The organism is Clostridium sp. DFI.5.61, from assembly GCF_024462915.1.
Taxonomy (GTDB): Bacteria; Bacillota; Clostridia; order Oscillospirales; family Oscillospiraceae; genus Lawsonibacter; species Lawsonibacter asaccharolyticus.
This window is the reverse complement of record NZ_JANGBZ010000070.1, coordinates 1-13,679: the sequence shown is the minus strand read 5'-3', so window position 1 is coordinate 13,679 and position 13,679 is coordinate 1. Positions and strand designations below refer to the sequence as shown.

Annotated in this window: 11 protein-coding genes; 8 read left to right on the top strand and 3 right to left on the bottom strand. The window is 60.1% G+C overall.

The window, feature by feature from the left end; all coding sequences use genetic code 11:
• Window positions 1-59 precede the first annotated feature (59 nt).
• A complete protein-coding gene (locus NE584_RS17605) occupies window positions 60-1,088 on the bottom strand; it encodes an NAD/NADP octopine/nopaline dehydrogenase family protein (RefSeq protein WP_256183364.1) in 1,029 nt (342 codons plus the stop codon).
• 514 nt (window positions 1,089-1,602) lie between these two features.
• Between NE584_RS17605 and NE584_RS17600 the strand changes: the two genes are divergently transcribed.
• The 3 genes from NE584_RS17600 (at window position 1,603) to NE584_RS17590 (ending at window position 5,477) form a co-directional block, all read left to right on the top strand.
• Window positions 1,603-3,126, top strand: a complete 1,524-nt coding sequence (locus tag NE584_RS17600) for an AbgT family transporter (RefSeq protein WP_108981445.1) — start codon at window positions 1,603-1,605, stop codon at window positions 3,124-3,126.
• A gap of 50 nt (window positions 3,127-3,176) precedes the next feature.
• Window positions 3,177-4,388, top strand: a complete 1,212-nt coding sequence (locus NE584_RS17595) for a Xaa-Pro peptidase family protein (protein ID WP_050624493.1) — start codon at window positions 3,177-3,179, stop codon at window positions 4,386-4,388.
• 84 nt (window positions 4,389-4,472) lie between these two features.
• Window positions 4,473-5,477, top strand: a complete 1,005-nt coding sequence (locus NE584_RS17590; RefSeq protein WP_050624492.1) for a uroporphyrinogen decarboxylase family protein — start codon at window positions 4,473-4,475, stop codon at window positions 5,475-5,477.
• On the opposite strand, the gene NE584_RS17585 is transcribed toward NE584_RS17590, so the two are convergent.
• Window positions 5,428-6,432 carry a LysR family transcriptional regulator gene (locus NE584_RS17585; RefSeq protein WP_050624491.1) on the bottom strand — a complete coding sequence of 335 codons (1,005 nt, stop codon included), beginning with the start codon at window positions 6,430-6,432 and terminating at the stop codon, window positions 5,428-5,430. The genes NE584_RS17590 and NE584_RS17585 overlap by 50 nt on opposite strands.
• Before the next feature lie 113 nt (window positions 6,433-6,545).
• On the opposite strand from NE584_RS17585, the gene NE584_RS17580 reads away from it, so the two are divergent.
• From NE584_RS17580 to NE584_RS17560, 5 genes are all read left to right on the top strand, one after another.
• Window positions 6,546-7,859 carry a serine dehydratase subunit alpha family protein gene (locus NE584_RS17580; protein ID WP_050624490.1) on the top strand — a complete coding sequence of 438 codons (1,314 nt, stop codon included), beginning with the start codon at window positions 6,546-6,548 and terminating at the stop codon, window positions 7,857-7,859.
• Window positions 7,860-8,089: 230 nt separating this feature from the next.
• Window positions 8,090-9,877, top strand: coding sequence for a sensor histidine kinase (locus tag NE584_RS17575; protein WP_256183363.1), 1,788 nt, complete (start codon window positions 8,090-8,092; stop codon window positions 9,875-9,877).
• Window positions 9,870-10,664, top strand: a complete 795-nt coding sequence (locus tag NE584_RS17570) for a helix-turn-helix domain-containing protein (RefSeq protein WP_256183362.1) — start codon at window positions 9,870-9,872, stop codon at window positions 10,662-10,664. Before NE584_RS17575 ends, NE584_RS17570 begins: the two co-directional genes overlap by 8 nt.
• Before the next feature lie 140 nt (window positions 10,665-10,804).
• Window positions 10,805-11,797: a substrate-binding domain-containing protein gene (locus NE584_RS17565; protein ID WP_050624487.1), complete on the top strand. Its 993-nt coding sequence runs from the start codon at window positions 10,805-10,807 to the stop codon at window positions 11,795-11,797.
• Window positions 11,798-11,880: 83 nt separating this feature from the next.
• Window positions 11,881-12,642, top strand: a complete 762-nt coding sequence (locus NE584_RS17560) for a cyclase family protein (protein ID WP_242850335.1) — start codon at window positions 11,881-11,883, stop codon at window positions 12,640-12,642.
• Between the two features lie 354 nt (window positions 12,643-12,996).
• Here the strand turns inward: NE584_RS17560 and NE584_RS17555 are convergent.
• The coding region (locus NE584_RS17555) for a thiamine pyrophosphate-dependent enzyme (protein ID WP_256183361.1) at window positions 12,997-13,679 on the bottom strand (683 nt) is incomplete at its 5' end.

Below are 13,679 nucleotides of genomic sequence, written 5' to 3'. Positions count from 1 at the left end.
CCCCCCCCCCCCCCCCCCCCCCCCCCCCCCCCCCCCCCCCCCCCCCCCCCCCGCTGGTCTTACCGGTACCGGGACAGGTCCAGCTGTTCCACCTCCGGCCCCTGCTGGAAATAATCCTGGTCCATATACAGTCCGAACATCCCGATCAGCGCCTCCAGGCACGGGGTCTCCACCCCCAGCTTCCGGCCCAGGCGCACATAGGGCACCAGGCCATAGGGCAGGTCCTCCGTAAGATACCGGTGGTCCAGGGTCCTGGGGCCCTTGGTGACGGAATAGGCCGGCGTGTTATGCAGCACATTGTACAGGCTCTCCTGGGGCTCCGGCCAGAAGGAATTGAGCATCTCCAGCTCTGTGGGGGCGGACACGCCGCAGGCGCGGACCACCGCCACCCGCTCCCTGTCGATCTTCTCCATAAAGCGGGCCACCCTGGGGGTCACTCCTGTCCCGAAGAGCAGGAAGTCCTCCCCGTTCTCCATCCGGGTGATGTTGAACAGGGCCAGCGGCCCGTGGGAGATGGGGTTGGAGTTGTTCAGCGAGGTCTCCAGCACATTGGCCGCAGGGCACAGCTGAGGGAATACAGGGGCGAGCCGCTCCAGCACCCCGGCGGTATCCTCCGGCCTGACGCATGCCAGTCCCATGCTCTTTTTGACGGTCTTCAGATAGACCGCGTCCGGCGCGGGGGAGCTGCACAGGATCAGCTGTCCCCCCGTCTCCCCGATGGGGCAGCCCTTCCGCTCCGCCTCCGCTCCCAGCTCCATATCAAATTCCACCGCGCCCCAGCAGCAGTTGGTCACCAGGATGATCTGCCCCGGCCGCAGCACGCCCCTCAGCCCCGCCGCCAGCGGGCGGTGTCCCGCCGCCACCGTGCACACCAGGATCACATCGCTGTCCCCGCAGTCCTCCAGCTGTGTGGTCACCGGGACAGGGAAGCGCCCCTCCACCACGCCGGTGGCGGAGATCCCCCGGGCCTGGATGGGCGCCAGCCGCTCCTGGCTCCGGTCATAGAGAAGGACCTGATGCCCCCCGTGGGACAAAAATGCGCTGTACGCCTTTCCGGTATTTCCCGCTCCCAAAATCGCAAACTTCATATTCTGCTTCCCCTACCTTTGAAAGTTTGTTCTATTAGAGCATAAAGCGGGGAATTTTTCAACTCCTCTCTTTCCGTGCATCTCCCCATCTTTGTGCGGAATATCCAAGATCTCACCCCCCGGGCCGCCTTATCCAGGCATATTCCCTCATGTTTTCCAGCCCCGGCCCCGGCTGAGAGCCTGACCACAAGCATGGGATGCAGAAGCATACAAAATTTATCCGCCGGTTTTAGACATTTTTTGCAGCTCCCCGGGCCGCTCTGGGGGAAAAACCTATGGCTTCCTCAATGTCACAACCAATTGCTTGTTGATTTTTTCATTTTTCTGTTAGACTTAGTTTTTATGTCCCGTTATAATTGGCATTGTGTTAGGGCAGGAAGGCCAAAATCTGCCCTAGTGGGGCCCACCAAGCCGTTGGCGCCGGTTTTCCGGCAGGAGAGAAGCTGCCTGTGCCAGATCCACGTTCCGGTACAGGCCATCAAAAAAGTGAAAATTGGGGAGGTCTTGAGGTTTTATGGGAGAGAAGAAAAAGGTCAGCGTGCTGGAGCGATTCCTGCACCGTGTGGAGGTCATGGGAAATAAAATTCCAAATCCCATGTTGCTCTTCATCTACTTATGTATTGCTGTTATCGCAATCTCCGCAGTCTGTTCCATTTTTCATGTCAGCGCAGTCAACCCAGTCACAGGTGAACTGGTAGAAGTAGTCAATCTGTTCAGCAAGGATGGATTTGTCCGTATGCTGACTACTTTTGTGACCAACTTCACCGGCACCTCCGCTCTGGGTCTGACCCTGACCTGTATGCTGGGTGTGGGCGTGGCTGAGGCCTCAGGGCTCTTCCACGTCGCATTAAGAGGATTGGCAAAAGCCAAAGGCTCCGACCTAAAGGTCATCGCGATCTTCTGTTTTGTGTGTGTGATGGCAGATTGTACCGGCGGTGCGGGCTTCGTTGTTATGCCTCCTTTGGGTGCCCTGATCTGGGCGGCCATGGGCCGCAACCCCATGGCCGGCATGTTGGCAGCTTATGCCTCTGTGTCCGGCGCGTTCGCCTCCAACCTGATGATCACATCTATGGATGTGGTCAACATGGGATACACAGAAGCGGCAGCAAAGCTTTTGATCCCCGACATTTCCCTGAGTCCCTCCATGAACTGGTATTTCTCCGCGGTCTCCGTGGTATTCCTTACTTTCTTCTCCACCTTGATCACTGTCAAGGTCGTGGAGCCCCGCATGGGCCGCTATACTGGAGATTATGTAGAGCAGGCGGATGATCCCACTCCTCTGGACAACAAAGGGCTGAAGGCAGCTTTGATCGCCTTCCTGGCCTATATCGCCCTGATCGTGGTCCTGTGCGTCACCGGTGTGTTGGCGGACGAGACCGGCTCTCTGCTCAACTCCAAGGCGCCTCTGATGAGCGGAATGACCGTGCTCATCGCCCTGATGTTCGCCATCCCTGGCATCGCCTTCGGCTACGCCTCCGGCCGCTTCAAAAAGTTTGATGACGTAGCCGCAGCCATGACCTCTGCCATGGCGGGAATGGCCGGATACATTGCTCTGTTCTATTTCATCGCCCAGTTCCTGAAATATTTTGACTGGTCCAACCTCGGCTTGATCCTGGCCATCAAGGGCGCCGGTGCCCTGGAGGCCTCCGGGCTGCCCATCTGGCTGATCCTGGTCATCTTTGTCATCATGTGCGGTGCCCTGAACCTATTCATCGGCTCCGCCTCCACCAAGTGGTCCATCCTGGCCAGCGTGTTCGTGCCCATGTTCATGCTGATGGGCTACTCCCCCGCCCTGATCCAGATGGCCTACCGCATCGGCGACGCCTTCACCAACCCCATCTGCCCCACCTTCGCCTACTTCGGCATGCTGCTGGCCCTGGCTCAGAAGTATGACAAGAAGGCCGGCTTCGGCACCCTGATGTCCAACATGATGCCTTATGTCATCGCGTTCTTCCTGTTCATGGTAGTGGAACTGCTGGTCTGGTTCTTCTTCGGCCTGCCGCTGGGCCCCAACAGCTCCGTATTTTTCTCCATGTAATATTTTTGTTTCGTTTACTGTCCAATTTTAATCTTATCAGGAGGTCATCTATGAATGTTTTAGACGAAAAGCGCTCCAGCCCGGAGCTGCGCGGCTATGTCAAGGAGCGCATCCGGAAGATGCAGGACGTCATGGCCCGCAAAGGGGTGGATGTCACCATCCTCATGCGCCCCGAGAACGTGTTCTACTTCAGCAACTTCAACCCCATCCTCATCAGCCACGTCCCCTACTTCATCCTCACCCGGGATGACGCCTTTCTGCTGGTCCACTGCATCCGCCACGACCACGCCGTCAATGAGGGCGCGGTGGACAAGGTCCTGTGCTACGGCAAGTGGGGCGCCACCCAGGCCGTGGCCATGGACGCCATGGACGCCATGCGGGAGCTTCTGGGCGGCGGCCCCCTCACCGTGGGCGTGGAGGGCGACTACGCCAGCATGAACTTCCTGGACCGCCTGAAGACGAAGCTCCAGGTCAAGGGCTATGTGGATATCGCCCAGGACGCTGTGGACCTGCGGCTCATCAAGGACCCCCACGAGATCAAGATGTGCCGCATCTCCGGCGAGCTGGTGGACCTGGGTGTCACCCGGGCCATCGAGGCCCTGGAGGGCGGCGCCAGCGAGGCTCAGGCCGCCACCGAGGGACAGTACGCCATGCGCAACCGCTGGCATGAGAAGTATCAGCAGTACGAGGTGTCCGGCTTCTCCAACTCGGAGACCGCCGACATCGACACCTTCGTGGTCTGGTGCATGTCCAACGAGCGGCTCAACTACGGCTGTGACTGCCCCACCGGCTACGTCCCCATGCCCGGCGACCTGACCATGCCCATGAGCTGGGCGCGGATCGCGGGCTACAACGTGGAGAACGAGCGCACCGTCATCGTGGGCCATGTGAATGAGGAGCGCACCCGGGCCTACGACGCCATGCTCCGGGCCCGGGACAACATCTTCCGCATGCTCCGCCCCGGCGCCATCTTCGAGGACCTGTACTTCGCCGCCATGAAGGAGTACGAGGACGCCGGCTTCGGCAGCATCCTCCCCGGCCGCTGCGGCCATGGGATGGGCCTGTCCACCCACGAGTTCCCCTCCGTCACCAAGGGCAACAAGGCCCCCCTGGCTCCCGGCATGATCCTCACGGTGGAGCCCGGCCTGATGAGCGCAGAGCTGGGCGCGGTGCGCAACAGCGACACAGTGCTCATCACCGAGGACGGGTTCGAGTTTTTGACCAACTCCCCCCGGGACAAGATCATCATCAAAAAAGGCTGAACCTGACCGGCCCGCCTCTGCTGGAGGCGGGCCGGAGCTTGACGCAGGCGCACGAGAGCGCCATAAAAAAGGAGCTGTGATCTCATGACAAAAAAAGAACGCATCCAGGCCGCCATCCGCGGCGAGAAGCCGGACAAGATGCCCTACTCCTTCTGGACCCACATGCCGGGCACCGATCTGGACCCGGAGGCCATCTCCCAGAAGACCTATGAGTTCTACAAAAAATATGACTTCGACTTCGTCAAGACCATGAACAACGGCATGTACGCCATCGAGGACTTCGGCTGCACCGTGGACTACTCCGAGATCGTCAAGGGCGGCGTGGCCAAGGTGGTGAGCACCCCCATCTCCTGCGCCGCCGATTGGCGGAAGCTGACGGTCTGCCCCTGCACCCAGGGCAGCAACGCCCGGGAGCTGCGCCATCTGCAGCTGGTCCTGGAGAAGCTGAAGGGCGAGGAGGTCCCCGTCATCTTCACCGCCTTCACCCCCATCACCATCGCAGACAAGATCAGTGGCGGGAAGCTGATCTCCTACATCGAGGAGGGCCATGGCGACGATGTCAAGGCGGCGCTGGAGGTCATCACCGAGACCACCGCCCAGCTGGTGGCCGCGGCCATCGACATGGGGGCCGACGGGATCTTCCTGGCCTCCCAGATGAGCTCCTATGACAAGTGTACGGACCGCCAGTATCTGGAGTACGGCAAGCCCTACGACCTGCGGGTGCTGGAGGCCGCCGGGAAGGGCTGGATGAACACCATCCACTGCCACGGAGACCACATCATGTTCCACATCCTCAAGGATTACCCCGTCCAGGTCTTCAACTGGCACGCCTGGGAATCCCTGCCCGCCCTGGACGAGGCCTATGCCCTCACCGGCAAGTGCCTCATGGGCGGCCTGAGCCGGACCGACATCACCCAGCAGAACCGGGGCGCCATCCAGAACCAGATCTTCCAGTGCTTCAAGCTCCTGGGCGGACGGCATCAGATCCTCACCCCGGGCTGCGTCATCCGCTACCCCCTGGACGACGACATGCTCTCCTTTATCGGGACGACTCGAAATGAAATTGAGGCGGTATTTGACCAGCGCTGACGCCGCTGTAAATTTCCCGGGCCAGGCTGATGAATTCCCGGCCCGCCCGGGTGAGCAGCTTACTCTTCAGGCGGCAGACTGAGATCTGGAACCGGCCGATCCCGCTGGTATCCAGCAGGAAAATAGAGAGCCTGTCCAGCCCCTCCTGGCTGAACAGGGGGGTGCTCCCGTGGCCGGAGAGCCGCTGGTCGGGTGACAGGAAGGTCAGAGGCAGCACACAGGCCCCCATCCCCTCCATGCACAGGGATGCCTCCGTGATCAGATTCTGGGTGGAGACCACCACCTCCGGCTCTATCCCGGCGTTCCGGCACAGGGTCTGAAAGACCCGGCCGTTCATGGTCTCCGGATGCTGCACCACAAAGGGCAGCTCCGCAAAGCGGTCCATGGACAGGGCGCCCTCCCCCAGCTTCCGGTCCAGATGGTGCTCCTTCATCAGCCGGTCAGGGACCAGCACCACGAACTTTTCCTCAAACAGCGGCGTCACCGCCAGCTCCTCCGTGTTTTCGGGCTGATAGCCGATGCACAGGTCGGCTGTGCCATCGTACAGCGCATCCGCGATGTTCCCGCTGACGGTCCCCTCCACCAGATGGAGCCGGATCTGGGGGAAGAGCTGATGAAAGGCGGACAGCAGGGGCGGCAGCATGATGGTCCCCCGGGTCACCGGGATGCCCACGGTCAGCTCGCCCTGCCGGAAGTTCTTGATGTCCTGGACCTCCCGGGCGTAGTCGTCCACCGAGCTCAGGATCTCCCGGGCATGCTTCTGCAGGGCCCGTCCCGCATCGGTCAGGGTCATGGGGATGCCCCGGTCAAACAGCCTGACCCCGTAATATTCCTCCAGCTTGGAGATGTGGCTGCTCAGGGCCTGCTGCGAGATGAACAGGCGCTTGGCTGCCCGGGTGAAGTTCAGCTCCTCCGCCGCCGCCGCGAAGCATTTCAGACTGGTCAGACTGAACATGGCCGTCTCCTCCAATCAAACAGTTGTCTATCTCTTGCTTATTTTATTCGATTTGCTTGTGCTTTACAAGTGTTCATTTTCAGATACCACCCCAGATAGGAGAGCGATACAGCATGGATCAAGCACTTTATCAGAATCACCTCGGCATCCTTCGGGAGGAATTGCTGGTGGCCCTGGGCTGCACCGAGCCCATCGCCATCGCCTATGCCGGCGCCAAGGCGCGGCAGCTGCTGGGCGTAATGCCAGAGCACTGCCGGGTCCGGTGCAGCGGCAACATCATCAAAAACGTGAAGGGCGTCATCGTTCCCAACTCCGGCGGTATGCGCGGCATCGACGTGGCGGCCACCCTGGGCATCGTGGGCGGAGACCCGGACCGGGAGCTGGCCGTGCTGGAGACCGTGACGCCGGCGGATATCCAGACCACCCAGGCACTGGTGAAGGAGGGCTTCTGCACCTGCGAGCTGGTGGAGGACGTGGACAACCTGTATATCGTGGTGGAGCTGGAGGGCGGCGGACACTCCGCTGAGATCGAGATCCAGGAGCACCACAACAACATCACCTACATGAAGAAGGACGGCACGGTCCTGCTGGACAGCCGCCCCGACCCCAGCTGCAAAAAACAGAGCGGCGGTCCGGACCGGATGCTCCTCAATGTGGCCAACATCCTGGAATTCGCGGACACGGTGAAAATGGAGGATGTGGAGGAGCTCATCGGCCGCCAGATCGACTATAACACCGCCATCTCTGACGAGGGTCTCAAGGGCAACTACGGTGTGGAGACCGGCCGCATCCTTATGGAGAACGCGGGGAATGCCAGCGGGCTGAACCGTGTCCGCCTCCAGGCCCGGGCCGCCGCCGCCGCAGGCAGCGACGCCCGGATGAGCGGATGCTCCCTGCCGGTAGTCATCAACAGCGGCAGCGGCAACCAGGGCATCACTGTGACCATGCCCATCGTCATCTATGGGCGGGCCTGGCAGGCGGACCGGGAGCTGATCCTCCGCGCCCTGGTGCTGGCCAATCTGATCAGCGTGCATCAGAAGAAGTACATCGGCAGCCTCAGCGCCTACTGCGGCGCCACCAGCGCCGCCACCGGGGCCGCCTGCGGCGTGGCCTATATGATGCTCCGCCAGAAGGGGGAGCAGGAGCGGATCTATCAGATCCTCTGCGACACCATCACCAACAGCATCGAGACCCTGGGCGGCATGGTGTGCGACGGGGCCAAAGCCAGCTGTGCGGCCAAGATCGGCCTGGCGGTGGAGAACGCCCTGATGGCCCTGGAGCTGAGCCTGGCAGGCAACGTCTTCCAGCCCGGCGAGGGCATGACCATGGAGGACCCGGAGGACACCATCGCGGCAGTGGGCCGCATGGGCCGGGTGGGTATGAAGAGCACCGACGTAGAGATCCTGAACATCATGCTGGGGAACTGAAGCTGTCCCCAGACGATACGCGGCCGGACGGGAGCATCCTGTCCGGCCGCGGTCTTATTCTCCCCGCTTTCTCCCCCCCCACCTTAGCGGGGACTCTTTCAACAGCCTGAGGCCGGGCGGCTTTCGCCGTCCGGCCCTTTTCTCTCACCGGTACGATTTCTCTTGCCGGTGCGCCGGAAAATACCTATAATAGAACACAAACAAGACCACTCTATTGCTGGAGGAAGCCTATGAAACAGATTTCCTGGTACCGCAGCATCCGCTTCCGCATCCCTGCTGTCATCGCTCTCGTCCTTCTGGTCCCCATCGTGGTCTTCTGGCACTATTCCATGGAGCTGACCCGAAAAAATATGCTGAGTCAAACATCAAATCTGATCTATACCAACCTCTACGGGGCCTCTCTCCTGATGGATGATGTGATGGAACAGGTCAGTGATTTCAGCCGGGAGATCAGTCAGGACCCCGGCTTTCTCTCTCTGATCTCCCAATACCAGCAGGCCGACGCCGGTTCTGACCAGCGCCAAAAAGCACGCAGCCAGCTCTCCCTGGCTCTGAGCCAGTATGTGGGCCAGCTGCGCACCCTGGATTCCATCTATCTCATGTTTCCCGAGACAGAGACAGTGGTCACCATGCTGCCCGGGCAGAAGGAGCTCTCCTTTTCCCACCACTATGCTCAACAGCTGTACCAGATGTACTACGATGTTTTTGAGTCCCCCATCGTCTGGCACCTGCTCCCCTCCGCCGGCGGAGGCAGCCGGATGCTCTCCCATATCCGGCCGGTCTCAGGTCCTGCCCAGCAGGAAAAGTGCATCCTGATCTGCAATCTGAAGGACTCCGCCTGGCAGACCGCTCTTTCCGCTCTGGAGCTGTACTCCGGTTCTGTCTGGATCAGCAATTATGCAGGACAGGTGCTCCTCTCCTATGGGAGCACGCTTTCCACGTCCCAGAACATTGGCCAAGACAGCCGCTTTTCCCAGGCTTTTGCGCAAAACCGCCAGTATGGGACTTACTCCTACCAGGAGGATGGCACCGACTATCTGATCTCCTACTATAACGCCGTAGAGAGCGGATGGAAATATCTCTCCTGTGTCCCGGAAGATATCGTCCTCTCCGGCTCCGGCGGCGCTCGGGCCTTCTCTCTCCTTGCCCTGCTGTGCGGTGCCCTGGGCATCTCTCTGGGCAGTCTGATCCTGTACCGGTATGTGGTGAGGCCCATTTCCGCCCTTATGAGCCATCTGAGCGATATGGAGCAGGGCACACTCGCCCAGGCTCCAGTCCCGGTCCAGCGGGATGAGATCAGCCTGCTCTTCCACCGGTACAACCAAATGATCCAACGGCTGCAAAAGCTCATCGACGAGATCTATGTCCAGCAGCTGCTCCGAAAGCAGGCTGAGCTTTCGTTTCTCCAGTCCCAGATGGACGAGCACTTCCTGTACAATACTCTGAACACCATTTACAGCCAGGCCAGCCATGAACACGCGGACACCTCTGCCCGGATGATCCTGACCTTGTCCCGATATTTCCGGATCAGTCTCTCTCAGGGCAGCGACAAGCTCCCTCTGGACCAGCTGGCCGACCTGCTCCGCAGCTATCTCCAGCTCCAGCAGATGCGCTTCGGCCGCTCGCTTGTCTTTCAGATCCAGCGTTTCCCGGAGATGGAGCAGTTTGTGGCACTCAAATATCTCTTTCAGCCCATTGTGGAAAATTCCATCGTCCACGGTTTTGAAAAACGCCCCGCGCAGCACCGGATCGAGATCACATTTCAAAAAGAAGGCGACATGCTTTTCTTTCAGGTGGCCGACGACGGCATCGGGATCTCGCCCCAGGATCTGGGGCCCCTGCTGCGTCAGATCAATGGTGAGGGGCCCATCCAGGGGCGGAGCTTCGCTCTGCGCAATATCCATGAGCAGCTCTGCATTGCCTATGGGCCCCGGGATATCCACATAGAGAGCCGCCCCGGTGCGGGCACACGTGTTTTCTTTCGCATTCCTCTGGAAAGGAGAGAGCCCCATGTCTAACTATTCTTTATTAGTCGCTGATGACGAGGAGATCCCCCGCCGGCACATTCTGGAGGATATCTCCTGGGACACGCTGAACATCCGTCCCCTCTATCAGGCCTCCACCGGCTGGGAGGCCCTGGCCCTGCTTTTGAAACATCAGCCCGATATTCTCATCTTAGATATCCGAATGCCCGGCCTCAGCGGGCTTCAGCTCCTGGACGAGCTGGTCCTCCGGCACAGCTCTACAAAGGTCATCACATTGAGCGGTTACAGTGACTTTGAAGCGGCCAGGAAAATGCTTTCCAGCGGGATGGTGGTGGAATACCTGCTCAAACCCGCCTCCGAAGACGAGCTCTTTGAAGCTGTTTTCAAATGCATCGAGCGCATCGATCAGACCCGCGGCCCTGACGACCCGGTCCCTCTGGAAGAGCCCGGACCGGAACCTCCTTCTTTTCACGAGAACGCCCAGCCCCGCGGGAGCAAGGTCCTGCTCATCCAGCAGGTCAAGGAGTATCTTCAGGAAAACTACACCCAGCGCATCACCCTGAATTCCGCTGCCGCCCTGGTGTATCTCACCACCTCCTATCTCTCCAAGCTGTTTGCCGAGGTGGAAGGGATGGGATTTTCCGAATATCTTTCCGCTCTCCGCATCCAGCATGCCAAGGAGGCCCTTCTGGACTACCACAGGCGCATCTATGAGATCGCCGCCCAGGTCGGATATCAGGATGTGAAGCATTTTATGAAGGTCTTTAAAAAGCAGGTGGGGATGACCCCGCGGGAATACCGGGAGAGCCATCTGTTCTGAGGGAAGGCATAAAATAACACACCAAAATGAAAGATTGCCCCATTTACCCTGAAAAAGTTTCTGATACAATGTTGGTAGAGAGAGAAAGCAAACTTTTAAAGGGGGCGAATGGCCATATTACCAGAAAGGACCTCTCTGCCATGAGACCGCTGACACCGCTTTTTCTCACCCTCGCTCTCCTGCTCTGCTCCTGCCGGACGTCCCTTCCCCCATCCTCCTCGCCCGCCTCTCAGGAGGCGGATCAGGGATCATACCGGATCGGCGTCAGTTTTCCCACCACCAGCCTGCTCTTCCGCAGCGCTATGTTTCAGCTTCTGGAGGAGTTCGATCTCTCCGAGGGATCTGTGGAGCTGATCCTGTGCGATGGGGAAAACAGCCAGGAGAAACAGAATCAGGACCTGGTAAATCTGATCGATGATCCTGTGGACGGGATCATCCTCATCCCCTATACCATGGAGGGCCCCCTTCCCGCGATCCAGTATGCCAACGACCGCGGCATCCCGGTCCTCACCTTGGACAACCGGGTAGAGTCCTCCTCCCTCTCCCGCACCATCGGATATGTGGGGGCTGAGCACGTCACCATGGGGGAACAGGCCGCCCGGCTGCTCATCTCCGCTCTGGAGGAGCATTTTCCTGACGCCGCCCAGTGGAACGTGATCTACCTCACCGGCATTCCCAATTCCTCCGGCGCCGTAGACCGGGACAAGGGGATCACCCAGGTGCTCTCTCAGGAGCCCCGCATCCGTCTCCTGGGCACCTATAACGGGGAGTTCTCCCGCCTCAACGCTGAGAGCATCCTGGATGACTGCCTCAATGTTTACCCTGATCTCCATGGGGTCATCTGCCAAAATGACCTCATGGCCGAGGGCTGCTACCAGGCTCTGGTCCGCCGGGGGCTGGCCGGAGAGGTGGCTCTGGTGGGCATCGACGGCCAGCGTTCTGTGGTGGAGGAGATCGCCGCTGGCGGCATAGACGGCACTGTCATTCAATATCCCGATATGGCGCTGGAGGCCGTAGAAGAGATCTGCCGCTACCTGGACGGCGAGCCTCTGTCCTTCTCCAATTATCAGCAAACCGATATCATCACGCGGGAAAACGCCCAGTGGTATCTGGACCAGGATCTTCCCTGGTAGAGCCATTTCAAGATGAAGTCCTTCCAGCGGGCCCCTGGAAGATTTCATATCACCTTCCGGACCAGATTGAAAGGAGAATTACGATGAAAAAACTGACTGCGATCCTTCTGACCGGCGCCATTGCGGCGTCCCTCTCCGCCTGTTCCACTCAAGCCGAAGAGCCAGCCTCCCTGGGCATGGACCTGAGCCAGTACACGGTGGTCGACATCTCTCATCTTCAAGAAGCCGATATGCCGGCGGACCCCTCTCTCCAGCTCCCCCAGTCTGACTTCTTCGGCCGTATCGGCGTAGACGGCGGACTGCACAACCTGGAGGTCCTCAGCTATTGCGTCCACACTGGCACCCACATGGATGCTCCCTATCATGTCATCGAGACTGGCGGTGGGATCGACACCGTGGACCCCCTCATTCTGATCGGCCCCGCTTGTGTAGTAAAGCTGGATGTGCCCGCCGGCTCCTACGGCATCACAGTAGACGATGTCAAAGCCTGGGAGGAGGAGAACGGAGAGATCCAGTCCGGTGAGGCTGTCCTCTTCCATACCGGCCATGACGCCCTCTGGGAGACTGATCCCGACGAGTATATCACCAACTACCCCTATCTTCTCCCCGAGACTGCCCAATATATGGTGGACAAGGGAGTGCGCTATATCGCCATGGAGTCTATCTCTCCCGACACCACCACCACCGAGAGCCACCAGATCCTCCTGGGCAACGGCGTCGGCGTGGTAGAGAACGTGTGCAACCTGGGGGACATCGAGGCCGACCGCTGCTATACCATCGGCACCTTCCCCAACTCCCAGGGTGCCACCGGCGTCTGGACCCGGATCTTGGCACTCTATCCGTAAAACTTTGCAGTACAAATGCTGAAGGGCCGCCCCATCTGGAGCGGCCCTTCAGTTTGAGGAAAAAGTCCCTGGAGGACTTTTCCCTCAGCCGGCACCCCGATCCTTTTCCGCCCCGTCCAGGGCGGAAAAGCCCTCGCCTCGCTCTGCTCGCCGCCCCCTTGCGGAGCAAGGGCGGCGGGGGTTGGGATTTCCATTCGAGGCGGACTTCCGCCCCCTCGAACTTCCCCGCCCGATTCCAAAACATCTTCTCTGAAAAAAGGCTTTCAGCAAACTGAGCCGAAGGGCCGCCCCAGATGGAGCGGCCCTTCGGCTGATATAGAGGATTGAAGACAGGTAGCAAACAGGATGTCCCGATCAGGCGTCGTGGGACTTGGAGTGGCTGGGGGCGACGTACTGGCCGTTCTCCTTCTTGACCAGCTTGCCCTCCTTGACCAACTCGTTGGGGCTGTAAATGTCATTGATGTTCCAGCAGCCGGGGGTGGGCACCACGATGTTCTCCATGGGGGCCTCCACCAGGAAGGGCTTGCCGGCCTTGTTGGCCTCGATGGCCTTCTCCAGGGCAGGCTTGAACTCGTCGGCGGAGGAGATGCAGATGGAGTCCACGCCGTAGGCCTTGGCCACGTCGGCCCAGCTGGGGGTGTAGCGCTCGCCGTTGGCGTCATAGAACACGGTGCCGAACTTGGTCTTGTAGTTGGCGTTCTCCAGGCCGGCGATGGTGCCGAAGGCGGCATTGTTCATGACCACCCAGGTGCAGGCGATGCCGTGCTCCACGGCGGCAGCCAGGCAAGAGGGGTTGATGCCGAAGCCGCCGTCGCCGGTGAGGTTCAGCACGATCTTATCGGGGGCAGCCAGCTTGCCGCCCAGGACGGCGGAGGGACCGAAGCCCATGGTGGCCAGGCCGGAGGAGTGGTGGATGGTGCCAGGCAGGGTGATATCGAACTCCTGGGCCACGCCGTTCTTGTTCCAGCCCACATCGGTGAAGATGATGGCGTCCTCGGGGATGACCTCCTTCACGTCCTTCAGGATGCGCTGGGGAG

Coding starts and splice junctions, on each gene's coding strand:
- NE584_RS17605 (WP_256183364.1), bottom strand. CDS start 1,088: ATGAAGTTTGCGATTTTGGGAGCGGGAAATACCGGAAAGGCGTACAGC.
- NE584_RS17600 (WP_108981445.1), top strand. CDS start 1,603: ATGGGAGAGAAGAAAAAGGTCAGCGTGCTGGAGCGATTCCTGCACCGT.
- NE584_RS17595 (WP_050624493.1), top strand. CDS start 3,177: ATGAATGTTTTAGACGAAAAGCGCTCCAGCCCGGAGCTGCGCGGCTAT.
- NE584_RS17590 (WP_050624492.1), top strand. CDS start 4,473: ATGACAAAAAAAGAACGCATCCAGGCCGCCATCCGCGGCGAGAAGCCG.
- NE584_RS17585 (WP_050624491.1), bottom strand. CDS start 6,432: ATGTTCAGTCTGACCAGTCTGAAATGCTTCGCGGCGGCGGCGGAGGAG.
- NE584_RS17580 (WP_050624490.1), top strand. CDS start 6,546: ATGGATCAAGCACTTTATCAGAATCACCTCGGCATCCTTCGGGAGGAA.
- NE584_RS17575 (WP_256183363.1), top strand. CDS start 8,090: ATGAAACAGATTTCCTGGTACCGCAGCATCCGCTTCCGCATCCCTGCT.
- NE584_RS17570 (WP_256183362.1), top strand. CDS start 9,870: ATGTCTAACTATTCTTTATTAGTCGCTGATGACGAGGAGATCCCCCGC.
- NE584_RS17565 (WP_050624487.1), top strand. CDS start 10,805: ATGAGACCGCTGACACCGCTTTTTCTCACCCTCGCTCTCCTGCTCTGC.
- NE584_RS17560 (WP_242850335.1), top strand. CDS start 11,881: ATGAAAAAACTGACTGCGATCCTTCTGACCGGCGCCATTGCGGCGTCC.